This window comes from Streptomyces sp. P3, from assembly GCF_003032475.1.
GTDB lineage: Bacteria > Actinomycetota > Actinomycetes > Streptomycetales > Streptomycetaceae > Streptomyces.
Genome location: NZ_CP028369.1, coordinates 8442500 through 8461545, shown reverse-complemented (window position 1 = coordinate 8461545; position 19046 = coordinate 8442500). Strand labels below are relative to the sequence as shown.

Here is a 19046-nt window from a genome sequence, read left to right as displayed (position 1 = left end):
CCCCGCTCCCCGTGTGACGTTCCCCGTGTGACGTTCCCGCCCGATCGTCCGGCTCGCCGGACGATCCGCCCGTCAGCCTTTCCCAGGGACGTCCGCCGGAGCAAGGAGCACGGCGGCATGGCGCGCAAGTCGGCTTCCTCCACCCCCGAGCCGGCCGGATCGCGACGGCTCGTGCCGTCGCGAGGGCGTCGCGAGCCGATGTCGCGGCCCACGGGTGAGGTCAGCCCACCGAGTCCAGCAACCGGGCGGCGTGCATCCGCCCGGCGTACTCGACCAGCCGGATCAGCACCTCCTTCCCCGAGTCCCGGTCGCGGGCGTCGCACAGGACGACCGGGGTTCCCGCGTCGAGGTCGAGCGCGCGCGACACGTCCTGGGCGCCGTACGTCCGCGTGCCCGTGAAGCAGTTGACGGCCACCACGAAGGGAATGTGGCGGTGCTCGAAGTAGTCGACCGCGGGGAAGCAGTCCTCGAGCCGTCGGGTGTCGGCCAGAACCACCGCGCCCAGTGCTCCCTGGGACAACTCGTCCCACAGGAACCAGAAGCGGTCCTGCCCCGGTGTGCCGAACAGGTAGAGGGAGAGCCCGGAACGGATGGTGATACGGCCGAAGTCCATCGCGACGGTGGTCGTGACCTTCTGGTCCACGCCGTCGGTGTCGTCCACCGACTGCCCTGCCTGGCTGAGCAGTTCCTCGGTGCGCAGCGGTTTGATCTCGCTGACCGCGCCCACCATGGTGGTCTTGCCCACGCCGAACCCGCCCGCGACCAGAATCTTCAAGGCCATGGGGGCCGATTCGCCGTCGGCGGCGTGGGAGTGCTCGAAGACCATGGATCACTTCTCTCGGGATCGGGTTCGGGGCGTCGGCCAGGGTCGACGCGGGACGGAGGAGGCGCCGTACGGAGCGAGCTCAATACGGCGGAGGCGCCGTGGGTGCCGTGCGCCTCCGGGGCGGTCGGAGAGGTTCGTCTACAGGGCTCGCAGCCCTGCGATCACCTCGCGCAGGATCCGCTCGTCGGGCAGTTGCGCGGGCGGGACCGGGCGGCTGACGGTGACGCATCCCAGTTCCAGCAGATCGCCGAGGAGGACCCTGACCACGCCCACGGGCAGGTCGGCACCGGCCGCGAGTTCCGCGACCGACTGGGTCTCGGCGCGGCAGAGACCGACGAGGGTACGGTGCTCCGGTCCGATCGCCAGGCCTTCCGTGCCGGGTGCACCCGGATCCAGGGTGACCAGGGCGATCAGGTCGAAGCGCACGCCCGTCGGGCCGGGTTTCGTCCGTCCGCCCGTCATGGCGTACGGGCGGACGAGTGGGCCGGCCTCGGTGTCGAACCACTGGCTGCCCGCTTCGTGCGGGGCGGCGGTCATGTCCTCGGTCATCGGCGCGGCTCTCGTCTCATCCGACGGCGGGCGGCCGCGCGGCGAGGCGCGCCGGCGTGTAGAGGTGCTCGCCGACGCGCTTGACCAGGCGTGCCATCTCGTACGCGACCAGGCCGATGTCGGCGGTCACGGCGGTGAGTACGGCCAGGCAGGAGCCGTCGCCCGCGGCGGCCACGAAGAGGAAGCCGTCGTCCATCTCCACCATGGTCTGGCGTACGCCGCCGGCGCCGAAGTGGCGGCCCGCGCCCTTGGCGAGGCTGTGGAAGCCGGAGGCGACGGCGGCGAGGTGTTCGGCGTCCTCGCGTCTGAGGTCGGTGGAGGCGCCGACGGCGAGGCCGTCGTTGGACAGCACCACCGCGTGCCGTACCTCGCTCACACGCATCACCAAGTCGTCCAGCAACCAGTCGAGTTCGCCGGACCGCTGGGCCGACCTCATGCTCGGATCCTGGATCATGCGTGGTCTCCTTCACTGCTTTCGCTGCCCGGTGCGGAATCCGGGGCCGCGCCGCGGCCGGGTTGTCTTCCGCCGCCTCGGGCCCAGCCCTCCCGGTACGCGGCCATGCGGTTCCGTACGAGTTCGGGGGTGCGTCCTTCGTCGCCGCCCGGGACGGGGGTCCGGGCGGTTTCCTCCGGGTGCGAACGGCGCAGTTGCGGGGCGAGACTGGCCTGGCGGACCCTGCGTGGAAGATCGTCCGTGTCTTGTGCGTGTCCGGCGTCTTCGGCGTTCTCGCCGTCATCCGGGGGCCGGTGCAGGCGCAAGGCTGTCACTCCGGGGGGCGGTGGACCGGCCGCGGCCGGTTCGGCGGTGCCCTGTGAGGGGGCCGCGAGCGCGGGGCGTTCGACGGGCGCGTGGACGGACTCGCGGCGACGGCCGGAAGGGCCCGCGTCGACCGCCTGCCGGTGGTCGAGCGGCCGCTCGGGCGCATCGTGCGGCCCGAAGGCGTACACGTCGGCGGTGCGGACGTCGGACGCTTGGACATCGGACGCGTGCCGGTCGCCTGCGGCCACGCGCGCGTAGGCGCGTGGCGCCGGCTGCCCCGCCGTCACTGCCGGGGCGGAATCCTCCGGCGTGCCGCTGTGCAGCAGGGCCGTCGGCAGCAGGACGACCGCCGTGGTGCCGCCGTAGGGCGAGGTCCGCAGATGCACCTTGACGCCGTGCCGGGCGGCGAGCCTGCTCACCACGAACAGGCCGAGCCGGTCGCTGTCGAACAGATCGAGGGCCTCGGACTGCGCGATGCGCCGGTTGGCGTCGTCGAGGGTCTCCCTGCCCATGCCCAGGCCCCGGTCCTCGACCTCCACCGCGTAGCCGTTGCCGACGGGTTCGCCGGTGACGCGCACACGCGTGTGAGGCGGCGAGAACTGCGCCGCGTTCTCGACGAGTTCGGCAAGCAGGTGGGTGAGGTCGGCCACGGCCGTGCCGATGACGGCGGTTTCCGGGAGTTGCCGTACCTCCACGCGCGCGTAGTCCTCGACTTCGGAGACGGCGGCGCGGATGACGTTGGTGAGCGGGACCGGTATCCGCCAGGCACGACCGGGCGCCGCGCCGGAAAGGATGATCAGGCTTTCCGCGTGGCGTCGCATGCGCGTGGTGAGGTGGTCGAGCCGGAAGAGGTCGCTGAGCTCGTTCGGGTCGTCGGAGCGGCGTTCCATGCTGTCCAGGAGGCTCAGTTGGCGGTGGACGAGGACCTGGCTGCGGCGGGCCAGGTTGACGAACACCCCCGAGATGCCGCTCGCGAGTTCGGCGCGCTCCACGGCGGCGCGCAGAGCGGCCTGGTGCACGGTGTTCAGGGCCTCGGCGACCTGACCGGTCTCGTCCTCGGCGGGTGGACCGGGCGGAGCTTCCGCGTGGACGTCGATCTGCTGCCCGGCGCGCAGTCTCCCCATCGCCTCCGGGAGTTTGCGCCGGGCGATCTCCAGAGCGCTGTTGCGCAGGCCGACCAGTTCGACGACGAGCCCGCGACCGATGCGCACGGAGATGACGAGCGAGGCGACGACGGCGGCGAGGCCCAGCAGGACGGCGGCTCCGGGTGCGGTGAGCAGACCGCTGGTGAGCGGGTCGGCGCGGTCGGCGACGTCGCTGCCGGCGTCCGCCTCGATGGTCCGCATCCCGTTCTGTACGCGGGCGTGTGCCGAGCCCCAGGTGCTCACGGGAGCGGCCGCGATCGCCTTCGTGCCCGGCCGTCCGGCGAGCACCCCGTCCTCGGAGGCGCTCAGGGCCGCGTAGGCGCTGCCGGCGGCGAGTCGGCGCCAGGCGGTGTACTCGGGGCCGCGCAGGTCCGCGGTGGACGATGCGGTGAGGGCGCGACGCGTGTCGACGGCGCCGGTGAACAGCCGCAGACGGGTTCCGTCGAGGCGCCCGTGCACACGTGCGCCGGCGAGCACGGCGTCCTCCCGGGCCAGTGCCTCTCCCGCGCGGGAGAACTCCAGCAGCACGCGCGCGTCGGAACCGAGTTCGGCGTCCTGGATGCCCGAGAGGGCGCCGCCGACCGCGAAGGCCGAGGAGATGACGCCGGTGTACCGGCTGTAGACCGCCTCCCAGCCGGCGCTGCCGTCGAGCACCGCGGCCCGAAGCGAGGACAGCCGTTCGGCGCCGGAGACGAACGTCTCCAGACGCCGGGCCACGCCGACGGGCAGGTCCTGGCCGTCGGCGACGGTGCTGTCGTCGCCGAGCCGCAGACCGGACACGGCCCGGTCGGTGCGTTCGGCAAGCGTCCTCAGGTCGGCGTCCTGCCCGGGTGCGGGACGGGTCGCATACCGTACGGCAGCCGTCCGTTCGGTCTGAAGGGCGGCCACGGCGGCTGCTACGGGGGCCCGGACCTGGGAGTCGACGCGCTGCAACTGGCGCAGCCGGGAGACGTCCTGTGCGGTGCTGACCGTGGCGTAGGCCCACAGGGCCAGCAGGGACACGACCGGCACCATCAGCAGGCAGACGATCTTGGCTCGTACGGTGCGTGGCCGAAGGCGCCAGCCTTGCGCGCGCGGGACCGGCACGTCCCCGGAGGGGTCCGTCGACGGGACCGCCCGTTCGTCCGGCTCTTCGTCGGCCGGGGGTCCGGCGTGGGCGCGCCGGCCGCGCGCGGGGGGCGGCGCGTCGGCGCCGGCGGTCGGGGTCCTGCGGGGTGTGCGCATGGCCTCCTCGCTCGGAAGGGGGACTGGGGCGGGTGTTTCTGCCGGTCAGGCGGTCCGTGCCGGTTGTCGTCCCGGAAGGTCCTGTGCGCTCTTTTCCTGTTGTGCCGAAGCGGAGGCCGCGCGCTCCCCCGTGGTGGGCGACAGCGCGACGAAGGCCGAGGTCAGGAAGAGGTAGGACCCGAGGCCGACGGCGAGGGGGAAGATGAACTGCATCGCCGTGGCCCCGGGCAGCGCCTCGCCCGAGGGAGTGACGTGCACCCGCACCGCGAACATGCCGGTGTAGTGCATGCTGCTCACCGCCAGGCCCATGACGACAGAGGCGAGGGTGACGGCGATCGGCGACTTGATGTTGAGCGCCGCCCAGAGGGCCGCGGTCGCCGCGACGACGGCGATCAGGACGGAGAGTCCCACCCGTACCGCGTCGTAGGTGACGTCGCCGTGCAGTCGGACCGCCGCCATGCCCAGGTAGTGCATGCTCGCCACGCCCAGACCGGTGGTGAGTCCGCCGATCAGTAACGCACGCGTGCCCTCTTTGCTGTAGCCGACGGCGAAGACGCCGGCGCAGACCACGACCATGGCCACGAGAAGGCTGAGCACGGTCAGGGGGACGTCGTAGCGGATGTCGGTGCCGGTGACACCGAATCCGAGCATGGCCACGAAGTGCATGGTCCAGATGCCGGTGCCGATCGCCGACGCGGCGGTGATCAGCCAGTTGCGGCGTGAGCGCCCCGAGGCGCCGAGCGCACGCACGGTGCAGCGCAGCCCGAGGGCGGCGCCGATGCAGGCCATCGCGTACGACAGCACGGGGGTCAGCCAGCCGAAGGCGGCGTGGTCCAGGTGTCCCATGGCCACGGGACGCTAGCCGGGGCACGGGAGCACAAGGGCGGCGCATTTCGAAAGCTGCTGCAATATGACCCAGTGATGCGCCTGAACGATCGGGTCACGCTCGAACATGCGCGGCATCCTCCAAGTAGGTGAGGGATCATGCGGAGAATGAGCGACCGTCACACACACGTCCAGGAGTTCTTCGGTACCCGTGCCGCCGGTTGGGACGACCGGTTCCCCGACGACGGTCCCGCGTACGCGGCCGCGGTCGCCGGTCTCGGGCTGCGCGAGGGGGACCGCGTGCTGGACGCCGGCTGCGGCACCGGGCGGGCCCTGACGCCGCTGCGCGCCGCCGTGGGGCCTTCGGGAGTGGTCGTCGGGGTGGATCTGACCCCGGCCATGCTGGAGGCCGCCGTACGGGCCGGACGCGACCGCGACGGTCGGCTGGTCCTCGCAGACGTCACGGCGCTCCCTCTGCGCTCCGGGTCCCTCGACGCCGTCTTCGGCGCGGGCCTCGTCGCCCATCTGCCCCGGCCGGCGGAGAACCTGCGCGAGCTGGCGCGCGTGGTGCGCCCGGGCGGCATCCTGGCGCTGTTCCACCCCATCGGCCGAGCGGCGCTCGCGGCCCGCCAGGGCCGGCGGATCACGCCGGAGGATCTGCGGGCGGAACCCAACCTCCGCCCGCTGCTGGCGGGAGCGGGGTGGCTCATGACGTCCTACGTCGACGAGGACGCGCGGTTCCTGGCGGTGGCCGTACGCGAGGACTGAGGGGTCACACGCCGCCGACGATCGCCCGCACGAACGCGTCGGGGTTGTCGAACATGACGTTGTGGCCGGCGCCCTGCACCGTGACCACACGCACCCCCGCGGCCTCCAGCGCGTCTGCTCCCTCGAGCGGACCCGTGATCTCACCCTGCAGGTAGACGCGTTCCACAGAGTGGAGCCCGGTCAGGATCTCGCGCATGACCGGATCGGATCCGCGCCGCAGACCGACGGCGCTGCGGTGCAGTGCCCGCGGGTCGGCGAGCCGCATCGTCGCGGCCCACAGGGGTCCGACCTCGTCCAGCACGCGCGCGTACCCCTCGGCGAGGAACTCCTCCTCCGCGTACGCGGCGATGCCGCTGCTGCCCGCGGCGGGCGGCGGGAAGGCGTCCAGGTTGGCCTCGGTCAGCACCAGCCGAGCGACCAGGTCGGGCCGGCGGTGGGCCAGGACGACGGCCACGGAGCCGCCCATGCTGTGGGCGACCAGTTCGGCGCCGCTCACTTCCGCCGCGTCCAGCGCGGCCGCCAGGGCGTCGGCGTGCTCCTCGAGCGTGTAGCCGAAGTCCGCGGGGCGGTCGCTGATGCCGTGACCCGGCAGGTCGACGAACAGGCTCCGACGGCCGGCCAACTCCGGCCGCGCCGCCACGTGCGCGTGGTACACGGTCGAGGCCGCGCCCAGTCCGTGCACGTACACCCGCGCCGGGCCGCCGCCCCGGGACTCCGTCCAGCGCACTCGGCTGCCCCTGTCGTCGAACTCTGCCTGCCGCATGGCTCCCCCTCAGGATCCTCGTCGTGGTCCGTCTGGATCGATCACCGGTAGGACCGCGACGACAATACATCGGGTACGATGTATTGCGTCAACATGATATCGACACATCGGGGTATCCGGTCAGCGAGGTACACCTGGCCTGCGGCACAATGCGGGCATGCTGGAGCTCGCCGTCCTCGGTTTCCTGTTCGACGCGCCGCTGCACGGCTACGAGCTGCGCAAGCGCATCACCGCGCTCACCGGGCACGTACGCCCCGTGGCGGAGAGCACCCTCTACCCGGCGATCAAACGCCTGGAGAAGGCGGGACTCCTGGTGCGCGCCACGGAGCCCGGCGCCGTAGCCGCTCCGCGGCACGTCCTGCGCCTCACCGCCGACGGCCGGGGCGAACTGCGCAGGCGGCTCGCCGAACCCGACCGGCGCGACATCACCGACGAGAACCGATGGTTCACGGTGCTGGCCTTCCTGCGGCACCTGGACGACTGCGCCGCCCAGGCCGCGGTGCTGCGCCGCCGGCTGGCCTTCCTCGAGGAACCGGCGAGCTTCTTCTACGACGGCGACCGTCCGTTGCGGGCCGAGGAGCTGACGGACCCCTTCCAGCGCGGCATCCTGACCATCGCCCGGGCCACCTCACGGGCCGAGCTCGCCTGGCTGCGCGACACGCTCGACGCGCTCGACGGCTGAAACCGTGACCGCAACTCCGTTCCCTTCGGCCGTCGGACGGGCAACTCCAGGGTGAGCAGCGGGAGATGGACGTCCCATCGACGCATTGAGGCACTGGGAGGGCGGTCGGCATGTTCGGTGCGATACGCAAGGCCTGCGGAAGACTCCTCGACGCGAGGCGCGCGCGGTCCGTTCCGGGTGGCGCGGAAGGTCCGGGCGGGACGGCGCGCACGGGCGGAAAGCGCACGCACAATCTGTTCGAGGCGGCCGCCGTGTACGTCTCGGCCCGCGCGGAGGACGATCAGGACAGAATCGACGAGGCGGCGGACTGGGTGTCGCCGGAGGCGCTGTCCTTCGGCGTCAACGAGCTGGCCTGCCGCGCGGTGATCGCCCTGGCGCGGGAACGCGACGAATCACCGCAGACCGTGGCACGCGAACTCCTCGGGCTGCCGGCAGCGTGACGCATCCGACGGCCGCCCGTGGTCGATTCGCCCCGTCCGGCCGGAAACCTGCAGCTCCGGGTATGTCGGCCAGTCGTGACAAGCGCCTTCTCGCCGCACTAGGGTGCGCGCGGTTGGACGAACCGATGGGGAGGCTGGGATGGCCGGGACGGACGAGGACACCGTCGCCGCCGCGGACGACGCGCTCTATGTGCTCACGGCGGTGCTGTTGACGCCGGCGAAGTTCCCGAGCGCGCTGGGCGACGACTATCCGGAGGCCTGTGCGGCGCTCGGCATGCCGCCGCTCGCCGACGGGTACGGCCTGGTGCTGGGCCAGGACGGCGGAGGGGCCCGGTGGACCGTCGTCATCGACGACGTGTCCCTGGTGGCCGTCGCCATCGCGTCGTGGGACTGCGGCATGGAATACGACCTGTCGCCCGACGAACGGACGGTCGTCGCCGCGCTGCCCGGCTGGCCGCTGGCGGTCGCCGTCGCGGCTCCGGGCGTGCCCGCGCCGCACGACCCCGCCCCGGACGTCGCGGACGGTCCCGCGCTGACGCCTCCGGACACCAGTACCTGGGGTCCGGCGCAGCGCCGGCTGGGCGCCGACGAGATCGCGCTCCAATGGGCCCTGTGGCGGGAGCAGATCGACGACGCGGAGTTCGCGTCGTCGCGGCAGCGCGCGGAGGCATCCGCGGAGGCCGCGGACGACGCCGCCCGCGACGGTGAGGCCGACGTGCCCGGGTCCGACGGTTCGGACGTCGAGGCCCGGCGGTCCGGGCGGCTGACGACGCAGACGCAATCGGCTCACGACGCCGCCGGGTCCGACGCGGCCGGCAAGGCATCGCCGGGCGGCGGGCACAGCGGGATCCGACGGGTCCTGGCCGAGGTGCGCGCCTACGTGGACAGCCCGCCTCCGCTCGGGCGGGTGCGGTCCTCGTTCGCTCCCGGTGACGCGCGAACGCTGCGGGCCGACGGCCCCGGCTGGTCGCTCGTCGCCAGGACCGACGACATCGCGTTCGTGCTGCTCGACGACGAGCCCGGCGAAGTGCTGCCGGTCGGCCGCGGCCCCGAGCTGCCCGGACTGCTGGAGGCGCTCGACAAGATGGCCGTCCGGCCTCTGTGAGGCCGGTCGAGCCTTCCCGAGCGGACGACGGGGACCGCCGCGCGGTCCCCGTCGCTCAGCGGCCGAGCTCCTTGCGCGTGACACGGCGCAGCCTGCGCCGTTGCGAAGGATCCAGCGTGAGGTAGGCCGCGGCGGGCACCCCCACCACGATCAGCAGGGCGGCCCACCAGGGCAGCCAGATCAGCAGGAGGAGCCCTACCACCACACCCCCTGCGGCGATCTTCGCGTTCTTCGACATGTGTGCGTCGCCTCCTTGCGCGGCTGTTGCCGCTCTCTGCCATGAAAACGGCTCCGCGCCGCCCGCGGTTCCGGCAGCGACCCTGAGACGTCCCTGAACTGCGTCCCCGAGATGCCCCCGAGGCGCCTGCGGGTCCCTCGACGCCGGACATGGCGCCGGGGGCGTCCCCCGACCGTCACGCCGGACCTCGCGCGCCCTCCCCGTGCTGTACCCTCGGCGACTCCGCCCTGGTAGTCAAACTTGAGGAGCAGGCTCATCGCCGTGCAGAGGGATTCCACGGAAGTATCACCCCGGAGCTCCGAACTGGTCCGCTGCTGCGCCCTGTTCGTGCCGGGCGCCCAGGCCCGGCCCGGCAGCGTCGCGTTCTGGCGATCCGACGGCGAGGCCCCTCCTGTCCCAGGGGCGCGGGGGGCGCAGGGTCCGTCCGCGACGCTGTCCGTCGTCCGCCCGACCGACTCCGGCGTGGCGGTCACCCGCGTACCCGTCCTGCTGATGCCCGTACTGGACGCCCTTCCCGTACTCGTCCGCGCGCGTACCGCCCCGGACGCCCACCGCTCCACCGCGTTCTGGGGTGCAGCCGCCCTGCTGTCCCTGGCTTTCACGGCGCGAGGCCTGTTGCTGCCCGGCCTGTCCGTGCAGGACCACGACGCCTGGCGGGCCGGCCCACTGGGCCCGGACGACGTCGAGCAGGTGCGCCGACTGGCCGCCTCCATGCCGCCCGAGGCGCACGCCGTCCCGGTCGACGACGCCCTGCCGCCGCGGATCCCCGCCCCCGAGTGGCTGCTGCGCGCCTTTCTGGACGCCGTCGCGGACGCACTGCCCCGCACACCCGCCGCGGAGCTCGTCACCGGCGGACCCGCGTATGCGGCGCGGCAGCCACAAGCCGTGCCGGAGCTGCGCGGCTGGGCGGCCGACGTCGCCGCAGGCCACGAAGCCGGCGTACGGATCTCGCTGCGGATCGAGGTGTCGGGCATCGGGGAATCGGGGTTCGGCGGACACGAACCGCCGGTCGGCGAACCGGCCGTCGAGGGACCGGCAGTCGGCGAAAACGGCGCCGCCGAGTCCCGGACCGACGTCCGCGGAGCCGGTGGGACAACATCCGGCTCCCTCTCCCCCGGCCTCGGCCCCGGCGCCGGCCCGGGGGGAACTGCGCCCGGTTTCCGGGCCGTGCCGCAGGTGCACAGCGTCGGCGACCCCGCGCTCGTCGCCGAAGCCGCCGAGCTCTGGGACGGCCCCGAGGTGACGCGCGAGGCGTTCGGACCCCGCGCGCGGACGGACGTCCTGCTCGCCCTGCGCCGTGCCGCGCGAGCCTGGCCCGCGCTCACTCCGCTGCTGTCGGCCACGGTCCCCGAGGCCGTCGATCTCGTCGACGAGGAGATCATCGATCTCCTGGGCGACGGTTCTCGAGCGCTGGCGAAGGCAGGGGTCGAGGTGCACTGGCCCCGAGAGCTGGTCCGCACGCTGACCGCCCGGGCGGTCGTCGGCCCCCCGGAGGAGGGCTCGGGGTCGGCACGGGCGGGGTCGGAAATACCGTCGTCCCTGTCCGCGGACGCCCTCCTGACGTTCACCTGGCGGTTCGGGCTCGGCGGACAGCAGCTCACGCGTGAGGAGCTGGACCGCCTGGCCGAGGCGAAGCGGCCGCTCGTACGGCTGCACGACCGGTGGGTTCTGATCGACCCCGGGGAGCTGCGTCGTGCCGCCGCCCGGCAGGACCGCGAGCTGACACCCGTGGACGCCCTGAGCGCGGCCCTGACGGGTTCCACGGAGGTGGACGGCAGCCGGGTCGACGTGGAGCCCGCCGGGTGGCTGTCGACCCTGCGGGAGCGGCTGACGCGGCCCGAGGGACACGAGCCGGTGGCGCAGCCCGTCGCCCTCGACGCCACGCTGCGCGACTACCAGCGGCGCGGGCTGGACTGGCTGGTCCGGAACACGTCCCACGGCCTGGGCTGCTGTCTCGCGGACGACATGGGGCTGGGCAAGACCGTCACGCTGATCGCCCTGCACCTGCACCGCCAGACGGACGCGGCGGCCGAGGGCCCCACCCTCGTGGTCTGTCCGACGTCCCTGATGGGCAACTGGCAGCGGGAGATCGAGAGGTTCGCACCGGGCACACCCGTACGCCGCTTCCACGGCCCGCGTCGTGACCTCGCGGCGCCGGCCGGCGGGGAGTTCGTGCTCACGACCTACGGCACGCTGAGGCTGGACGCGAAACGGCTCGGCACGGTCCCGTGGGGCCTGGTCGTTGCGGACGAGGCCCAACACGTGAAGAACCCGTACTCGGCGACCGCGCGGGCGCTGCGCACCATCGGCACGCGCGCGCGGGTGGCCCTCACGGGCACTCCGGTGGAGAACAATCTGTCGGAGCTGTGGGCGATCCTGGACTGGACGACACCAGGCCTTCTGGGCCGGCTCGGCCACTTCCGCGCGCACTATGCGCGAGCCGTCGAGGGCGGCGGGGATCCGGCGGTGGCGGAGCGGCTCGCCAGGCTGGTCGGACCGTTCCTGCTGCGCCGGCGCAAGTCGGACCCGGGCATCGCACCGGAGCTGCCGCCCAAGACCGAGACCGACCGGCCCGTCTCCCTCAGCGACGAGCAGGCGGGCCTGTACGACGCAGTGGTGCGCGAGACCCTGGCGGCCATCGCCGAAGCCGACGACATGGCGCGGCGCGGCCTGATCGTGAAACTGCTGACCGGTCTCAAGCAGATCTGCAACCATCCCGCGCAGTACCTGAAGGAGGACCGGCCGAAGACCGCCGGACGCTCCGGGAAGCTGGAACTCCTGGACGAACTGCTCGACGTTCTCCTCGCCGAAGGGGCGAGCGTGCTGGTCTTCACGCAGTACGTGCGCCTGGCGCGGCTGCTGGAACAGCACCTGGCCGCACGGGGCGTCCCCGCCCTGTTCCTGCACGGCGGCACGCCGGTCGCCGAGCGCGAGGCCATGGTCCGGCGCTTCCAGGACGGCGAGATCCCCGTGTTCCTGCTGTCCCTGCGGGCTGCGGGCACCGGGCTCAACCTCACGCGCGCGGAGCACGTCGTGCACTACGACCGCTGGTGGAATCCGGCCGTGGAGGCGCAGGCCACCGACCGCGCGTACCGCATCGGCCAGACCCGGCCCGTTCAGGTGCACCGGCTGATCGCCGAAGGGACGATCGAGGACCGCATCGCCGACATGCTGCGACGCAAGCAGGCTGTCGCGGACGCCGTCCTCGAGGCCGGAGAGGCGGCGCTCACGGAGCTGACGGACGCCGAGCTGGCCGATCTGGTGGAACTGCGAGGGAACACGCGATGAACGGGCACGACAGCGCCGGGCGGCGCGGCGAGGGACGCATGGCGCGAATCGAGGAACACACGTTCGCGGCGCTGCCTCCCGCGCACGGGAGAGGGTTCGCGCAGACCTGGTGGGGCAGGGCGTGGCTCACGGCGCTGGAGGACGGCGCCATGGACGGGGAGCAGGTGAGGGCGGGCCGGCGACTCGCGCGCGCGGGCTCCGTGGGCGCGGTGACCGTGCGGCCGGGCCGTATCACGGCCGTCGTCCGCGGTCGTGACCGCACGCCGCACCGGGCCGACGTGCTGCTCGACACGCTATCGGCCGCGCAGTGGGACCGCTTCCTCGATCTGACGGCCGAACAGGCCGGCCACACGGCCGCACTGCTCGACGGGGAGATGCCGCCCCATCTCGTCGAGGACGCCGACGCCGCAGGTGTGCACCTGCTGCCGGGGCTCGGCGACCTGGAGGCGGCCTGCGACTGCGGCGCCTGGGACCACTGCGGCCACACGGCGGCCCTCTGCTACCAGGTGGCAAGGCTGCTCGACCAGGATCCGTTCGTCCTGCTGCTGCTTCGGGGCCGCTCCGAACGGGTCCTGCTGGACGGCCTCCAGGAGCGCGGCGCCGGCGCTCCGGCGGTATCGGCGTCGGCGGCGTCCCGAGCCGAAGGAGTGGACGCGGCGGAGGCGTACGCCGCCGGGGACATCCTGCCCGCGTTGCCCGCCGCGCCCCCGCTCCCGCCGGAGCCGGGCATTGCGTGCGCGTTGGACACGGACGCGCCGGCCCCGCCAGGGGTGGAGCCCGCCGCTCTGGAGTACCTGGCCGCCCGGACCGCCGCAGCGGCGCACCTGCTGCTCTCTCAGGCACTGCGCGAGCGCCCGGGGCCGGGTGCGGAGCCGTGGCGGTTGTCGGTCGCCCAGGACGCCGTACGGCTGGCGTCCGGTGCCGTCGGCAGCATTCAGGGCGCGCATCGGCTCGCTGCCGTGGCCGGACGGCTGGCCGTCGGCTCCGGGCGCAGCCGGGAACAGCTGGCCTCGGCCGTACGAGCCTGGCAGCACGGCGGGCCGGCGGCCCTGTCGGTGTTGGAGGAGGAGTGGGCCGTCGAAGGCGATGCGCTCGCCCGCGCGCGGGCCGCACTGCAAGCCGCCTGGGAGGACGACGAGCGGCCGGCGCTGCGGGCGCGAGCCAACCGGTGGACGGTCGCCGGTGAGGCCTGCCAACTGCGGCTGGGACGGGACGGCCGCTGGTGGCCGTACCGCGAGGAGGGCGGCCGCTGGATGCCGGCCGGGGACGCCGACGACGACCCGGCGACGGCCCTGGCCGCAGCTCTCCCCGACCGCGGGGAAGCACCTTCCCGCACGGAGACGCGTTCCCCGACGGAGGTGCCTTCCCCGCCGGAAGTGCCCCCCGCTTTCACAGCGTAGGCACACGGACGTCGTGCTTCACGGGGTCGGCCCCGGGGTCGGTGACGTCGGCTACGGCTACGGCTACGGCTACGGCTACGGCTACGGCACAAGATCCCCCACCGACGGCAGCAACGACTCCAGGTCGCTGGGCAGCAGCTCGGTCGGCAGCGCACTGGGGAAGCCGCTGGGCAGGTCGCTGGGGAAGCCGCTTGGGAAGCCGCTGGGCAGGCCCGACGGAAGGGTGACGGACGGCTCGGGAGAGTTCGTGGCACTGTCCCCGGTCGTCGGTTTGTCGTCCGGCGAGTCGCCGCTTCCCGAGGCCATCAGCACGACGGCGACGACGGCCGCGGCCAGGACCAGCAGCGCGAGCACCACGAAGAGCGGGTTCGTGCGCCGTCGGCCGGGGCCGCCGGGATCACCCGCCGCACCGGTTCCGTAGGGGGCGGTGGGCGGTCCGAAGCCGCCGGGAGGCGGCATGTCCCCCGGCGGTCCGGGCGGCTGAGGCGGTACGGGCGGCATGGCCATACCGCTCAGCGTGGCCGTGAAACCGCTCGGAGGGCGACCCCCGCACGCGACTTGATACCGGTTCATGGCACGGAGGACATGATTCCGGCGTATTGCGTACGGAGGCCGACCGGACGGGGAACGTTCTGCGGCACGCGCGTGTGTGGGCGCCCGGCGCCCACACGTGCGCGTGCGCGGCTCAGCTCCGGGCGCCCAGCAGGTGGTCCATCGCGAGCTGGTCGAGCTGCTCGAAGGCCATGCCGCGGGCGGCGGCCGCCTCGGGGTCGAAGTCCTCGAAGGCGGTGCGGTCGGCGAGCAGGCTCTCCAGGCCGTCGGCGGCGGTGGCCTGCGCCAGCTCGTCGAGGCGGGAGGCGCGCAGGGCCTCCTGGACCTCGGGGTCGGCGCGGAAGGCGGTCGCCCTCTCCTTGAGGATGAGGTAGTTGCGCATGCAGCCCGCCGCCGACGCCCACACGCCGTCGAGGTCCTCGGTGCGCGGCGGCTTGAAGTCGAAGTGCTTCGGGCCCGCGTAGCCGGCGCTCTCCAGCAGGTCGACCAGCCAGAACGCGGAGCGCAGGTCACCGGCGCCGAAACGCAGGTCCTGGTCGTACTTGATGCCGGACTGGCCGTTGAGGTCGATGTGGAAGAGCTTGCCCGCCCACAGCGCCTGCGCGATGCCGTGCGGGAAGTTCAGCCCGGCCATCTGCTCGTGGCCGACCTCCGGGTTGACGCCGTACAGCTCCGGACGCTCCAGACGCTCGATGAACGCCAGGGCGTGGCCGACGGTGGGCAGCAGGATGTCGCCGCGCGGCTCGTTCGGCTTGGGCTCGATGGCGAACTTCAGGTCGTAACCCTGCGAGGTCACGTACTCGCCGAGGAGGTCGAAGGCCTCCTTCATGCGGTCGAGCGCCACGCGGACGTCCTTGGCGGCGCCGGACTCCGCACCCTCACGGCCACCCCAGGCCACGTACGTCTTCGCGCCGAGCTCGACGGCGAGGTCGATGTTGCGGATCGTCTTGCGCAGGGCGTACCGGCGCACGTCGCGGTCGTTCGCGGTGAACGCGCCGTCCTTGAAGACGGGGTGCGTGAAGAGGTTGGTGGTGGCCATCGGCACGGTCATGCCGGTGGTGTCCAGGGCCTGCCGGAAGCGCTTGACGTGCTCCTCGCGCTCACTGTCCGAGGATCCGAACGGGATGAGGTCGTCGTCGTGGAAGGTCACGCCGTAGGCGCCCAGCTCGGCCAGGCGCGTCACCGTCTCGACCGGGTCGAGGGCACGCCGCGTGGCGTCCCCGAACGGGTCCCTTCCCTGCCAGCCGACGGTCCACAGGCCGAAGGTGAACCTGTCGTCGGGGGTGGGCTGGTAGCTCATGCCGGCTCCTTGCTTGAAGTCTGTCGTGCGGGGTGGTGGCGAACTATTTCGTCATGGCCGTTTACAAATTAGTATGCGAACGCATCTCTGGGAAGACAGATCCCGCAGAGCCGCGGAAAAACTTGAGGGAGAACCCGATGTCAGCAGCCGAGGGTCCGCTCGTCGTCGGCGTGGACACGTCCACCCAGTCCACGAAGGTCCTGGTCGTCGACGCCGCCACCGGAGCCGTCGTCGCGAGCGGCCGGGCACCGCACACCGTGTCCTCGGGGGCCGGCCGCGAGAGCGACCCGCGCCAGTGGTGGGACGCCCTGCGCGAGGCGCTGCACCAGTGCGGCGACGCGGCGCGCGAAGCCGCAGCCGTGTCGATCGGCGGCCAGCAGCATGGACTCGTCACGCTGGACGAGCGGGGCGACCCGGTGCGCCCGGCGCTGCTGTGGAACGACGTCCGTTCGGCTCCCCAGGCGCATCGGCTGACCGAGGAGCTGGGCGGAGCGAAGATCTGGGCGGAGCGCACCGGATCCGTGCCGGCGGCTTCCTTCACGGTGACGAAGTGGGCGTGGCTGGCGGAGAACGAGCCGGAGGCGCTGCGCGCGACCAAGGCCGTACGCCTCCCCCACGACTACCTCACCGAGCGTCTCACGGGCGAAGGGACCACCGACCGTGGCGACGCGTCGGGCACCGGCTGGTGGGCTTCGGGGACCGAGGCGTACGACGAGGAGATCCTCGCCCATGTGGGGCTCGACCCGGCCCTGCTGCCCCGCGTGGTGCGGCCCGGGGAGGTGGCGGGCACCGTGCGCGACAGCCACGACCTGCCGTTCGCCAAGGGAACGCTGGTCGCTCCGGGCACCGGGGACAACGCCGCGGCGGCGCTCGGCCTCGGGCTGCGTCCCGGCACGCCCGTGCTGAGCCTCGGCACCTCGGGCACGGTGTACGCGGTGGCCAAGCGCCGCCCCACCGACCCCACCGGCACCGTGGCCGGCTTCGCCGACGCCCACGGCGACTGGCTGCCTCTGGCCTGCACCCTGAACTGCACGCTCGCCGTCGACCGCGTCGCCACTCTGCTGGGTCTGGACCGCGAGGCCGTGGAGCCCACCGCTCACCTCACGCTCCTGCCCTACCTGGACGGGGAACGCACCCCGAACCTGCCGAACGCGTCGGGCGTGCTGCACGGTCTGCGTCACGACACGACCGCCGGCCAACTGCTCCAGGCCGCCTACGACGGGGCCGTGCACTCCCTGCTCGGCGCGCTCGACCTCGTCCTCGACGAGGACGCGGACCGCTCGGCACCGCTGCTGCTGATCGGCGGCGGCGCCCGGGGCACGGCCTGGCAGCAGACCGTCCGCCGGCTGTCGGGGCGTCCGGTCCGGGTTCCGGAGGCGAAGGAACTCGTCGCGCTGGGGGCCGCCGCGCAGGCGGCGGGGCTGCTGACCGGCGAGGACCCTGCCGCCGTCGCCCGTCGCTGGAACACCGCCCGGGGCCCGGTCCTCGACGCCGTCGAGCGGGACGAGGCGACACTGACGAGAATCGCCGGGGTAGTCTCCGACGCGTCCCCGCTGCTGGAGCGGAGCACGAACGCCCACTGACCATCGAAGAAACCGACCCGTTCGACAACCCGGCATCGACGAATCGACGAATCGACGGAGGCATGACCGCACCGCTGCACGAGGCCCGGCCGGCCGGCCGGGGGCGCTCGACTCCCGACACCCAGCAGGGCATGCGCCGCCGCAACCTGGCCCGGGTGATGCACGCCGTCCGTGCCGAGGGCTCGCTCTCGCGGGCCGCGATCGCCTCGCGGATCGGTCTGACCCGGGCGGCGGTGTCGACCCTCGTCGACGAACTCATACGCACCGGACTGCTCGAGGAACTCGGTCCCGAACGCCCCGGCCGGGTGGGCCGACCCGGGTCGGCACTCGCCGTCAGCGGGCGCGGTCCGGCGGGCATAGGCGCCGAGATCGGAGTCGACCACCTCGCGGTCTGTGCCGTCGATCTGCGTGGCGAGGTACGGGCCCGGGCCATGCGACACGGCACGAACCGCGGCCGCTCCCCCGGGCCGGTCGTCGGGGAACTCGCTGAACTCCTGCACCAGGTCGTCGGGGCCGCGGAACGCGAGGGGCTGTGGCCCGCCGGACTGTCCGTCGCCGTGCCGGGCCTGGTGGCCCGGGACGCCCGTACGGTCGTGCGCGCGCCGAACCTCGACTGGCAGGACGTCGATCTCGGCGCGCTGCTGCCCGGGGAGTACCCGTTGACCGTGGACAACGAGGCCAATTTCGGCGGCCTGGCCGAACTCTGGCTCGGCACGGACACCCCGAGGGACTTCCTGCACGTGTCGGCCGAGATCGGCATCGGCGCCGCGCTCGTCGTGGACGGCGCCCTGCTGCGCGGCACCCGCGGTTTCGCGGGCGAGCTCGGCCATGTGCCGGTGCACCCCGACGGCCCGGCGTGCGTGTGCGGCGGGCGCGGATGTCTGGAGCAGTACGCCGGCGAGGAAGCGGTGCTGCGCGCGGCCGGGCTGGAACCGGGCGAGGACCGCGTCGGCCTCCTCGCCGGACGGGCCGCGGCCGGCGATCCGGACGTACGGCGTGCCCTTCGGGAGGCCGGAACATCGCTCGGCATCGCCCTCACCGGGGCGCTCAACCTGCTGGACCCCGAGGGAGTCGTGCTGGGCGGCGCTCTGGCCGCCCTCGCGCCCTGGCTCCTCCCGTCGCTCGAGGCCGAGCTCTCCCGGCGCACCGCGGGCCCCGCTCGCCCTGTCTCCGTTTCGCTGCTGGGCCCCGAAGGACCGCTGCTCGGCGCCGCGCACTCGGTGGTGCGGGCGGTCCTGGACGACCCGGCGACGGTGGCGGAGCGGGTCCGAGCGAACTGAGAGCCGAGCGGACTGGGCGCTGAACGGGCTGAACGGGCTGAGAGCCGAGCCGGTACGAGCGGCGCGGGCCGCGGGCCGTCAGGTGCGCTGTTCGTTCCCGCGAACCGATCGACCGCGGTCATACCGAAGACACCGGGCGTGCCTCTCGGGCCGAGCACACCGAGGGCGCCGTACCCACCGCGCCGGAGAGCGCCAGGCCGGGACGCGCCGGAGAGCGAAACCCCCCGTTCGCCTGAGGAGGTTGTCCACAAACGCCGTGCCGTCCACGGATTCCGGACGCGGGGCACACGGCTGCGGGTCGTGGGACACCATGAGGTG

General features: G+C 73.3%; 17 protein-coding genes. 8 read left to right on the top strand and 9 right to left on the bottom strand.

The annotated features are described in order from the left end of the window. Positions 1–220: 220 nt before the first annotated feature. The 5 genes from C6376_RS37460 to C6376_RS37440 form a co-directional block, all read right to left on the bottom strand. Positions 221–826: an ATP/GTP-binding protein gene (locus C6376_RS37460; RefSeq protein WP_107447454.1), complete on the bottom strand. Its 606-nt coding sequence runs from the start codon at positions 824–826 to the stop codon at positions 221–223. A gap of 138 nt (positions 827–964) precedes the next feature. Next, entirely contained in the window at positions 965–1375 is a 411-nt protein-coding gene (locus C6376_RS37455) for a DUF742 domain-containing protein (RefSeq protein ID WP_107447453.1), read from the bottom strand. Positions 1376–1391: 16 nt separating this feature from the next. Continuing rightward, on the bottom strand, positions 1392–1829 hold the full coding sequence (locus tag C6376_RS37450; protein ID WP_107447452.1) for a roadblock/LC7 domain-containing protein: 438 nt from the start codon (positions 1827–1829) through the stop codon (positions 1392–1394). Continuing rightward, positions 1826–4504 (bottom strand): sensor histidine kinase, encoded by a 2679-nt coding sequence (locus C6376_RS37445; RefSeq protein WP_107447451.1) that lies wholly within the window; start codon positions 4502–4504, stop codon positions 1826–1828. Before C6376_RS37445 ends, C6376_RS37450 begins: the two co-directional genes overlap by 4 nt. 45 nt (positions 4505–4549) lie before the next feature. Then, positions 4550–5350, bottom strand: coding sequence for an MHYT domain-containing protein (locus C6376_RS37440; RefSeq protein ID WP_107447450.1), 801 nt, complete (start codon positions 5348–5350; stop codon positions 4550–4552). 147 nt (positions 5351–5497) lie between these two features. Here C6376_RS37440 and C6376_RS37435 point away from each other — a divergent pair, with 147 nt between their 5' ends. Beyond that, positions 5498–6097: a class I SAM-dependent methyltransferase gene (locus C6376_RS37435; protein WP_107447449.1), complete on the top strand. Its 600-nt coding sequence runs from the start codon at positions 5498–5500 to the stop codon at positions 6095–6097. Between the two features lie 4 nt (positions 6098–6101). Here the strand turns inward: C6376_RS37435 and C6376_RS37430 are convergent, their stop codons facing one another. Then, on the bottom strand, positions 6102–6860 hold the full coding sequence (locus C6376_RS37430) for an alpha/beta fold hydrolase (protein ID WP_107447448.1): 759 nt from the start codon (positions 6858–6860) through the stop codon (positions 6102–6104). Positions 6861–7017: 157 nt separating this feature from the next. On the opposite strand from C6376_RS37430, the gene C6376_RS37425 reads away from it, so the two are divergent. The 3 genes from C6376_RS37425 to C6376_RS37415 all read left to right on the top strand — a co-directional run bounded on the left by C6376_RS37425 (position 7018) and on the right by C6376_RS37415 (position 9087). Next, on the top strand, positions 7018–7542 hold the full coding sequence (locus C6376_RS37425; protein WP_107447447.1) for a PadR family transcriptional regulator: 525 nt from the start codon (positions 7018–7020) through the stop codon (positions 7540–7542). 110 nt (positions 7543–7652) lie between these two features. Further along, on the top strand, positions 7653–7982 hold the full coding sequence (locus C6376_RS37420; protein WP_107447446.1) for a hypothetical protein: 330 nt from the start codon (positions 7653–7655) through the stop codon (positions 7980–7982). Positions 7983–8121: 139 nt separating this feature from the next. Beyond that, entirely contained in the window at positions 8122–9087 is a 966-nt protein-coding gene (locus C6376_RS37415; RefSeq protein ID WP_107447445.1) for a hypothetical protein, read from the top strand. 55 nt (positions 9088–9142) lie between these two features. On the opposite strand, the gene C6376_RS37410 is transcribed toward C6376_RS37415, so the two are convergent. Further along, positions 9143–9325 (bottom strand): hypothetical protein, encoded by a 183-nt coding sequence (locus tag C6376_RS37410; protein ID WP_107447444.1) that lies wholly within the window; start codon positions 9323–9325, stop codon positions 9143–9145. Between the two features lie 261 nt (positions 9326–9586). Between C6376_RS37410 and C6376_RS37405 the strand changes: the two genes are divergently transcribed. Further along, on the top strand, positions 9587–12613 hold the full coding sequence (locus C6376_RS37405; RefSeq protein WP_254076235.1) for a DEAD/DEAH box helicase: 3027 nt from the start codon (positions 9587–9589) through the stop codon (positions 12611–12613). Between the two features lie 38 nt (positions 12614–12651). After that, complete coding sequence (locus C6376_RS37400) at positions 12652–14013, top strand: SWF or SNF family helicase (protein ID WP_107449411.1); 1362 nt, start codon at positions 12652–12654, stop codon at positions 14011–14013. Between the two features lie 81 nt (positions 14014–14094). Here C6376_RS37400 and C6376_RS37395 read toward each other — a convergent pair whose 3' ends face one another. Further along, positions 14095–14520, bottom strand: a complete 426-nt coding sequence (locus C6376_RS37395; protein ID WP_107447443.1) for a hypothetical protein — start codon at positions 14518–14520, stop codon at positions 14095–14097. Between the two features lie 178 nt (positions 14521–14698). Further along, complete coding sequence (xylA, locus tag C6376_RS37390) at positions 14699–15865, bottom strand: xylose isomerase (protein ID WP_107447442.1); 1167 nt, start codon at positions 15863–15865, stop codon at positions 14699–14701. A gap of 137 nt (positions 15866–16002) precedes the next feature. Here xylA and xylB point away from each other — a divergent pair, with 137 nt between their 5' ends. After that, complete coding sequence (gene xylB, locus C6376_RS37385) at positions 16003–17448, top strand: xylulokinase (RefSeq protein WP_107447441.1); 1446 nt, start codon at positions 16003–16005, stop codon at positions 17446–17448. A 62-nt stretch (positions 17449–17510) separates the two neighbouring features. Continuing rightward, positions 17511–18728, top strand: coding sequence for an ROK family transcriptional regulator (locus tag C6376_RS37380; protein ID WP_107447440.1), 1218 nt, complete (start codon positions 17511–17513; stop codon positions 18726–18728). The last annotated feature ends 318 nt before the right edge of the window (positions 18729–19046 follow it).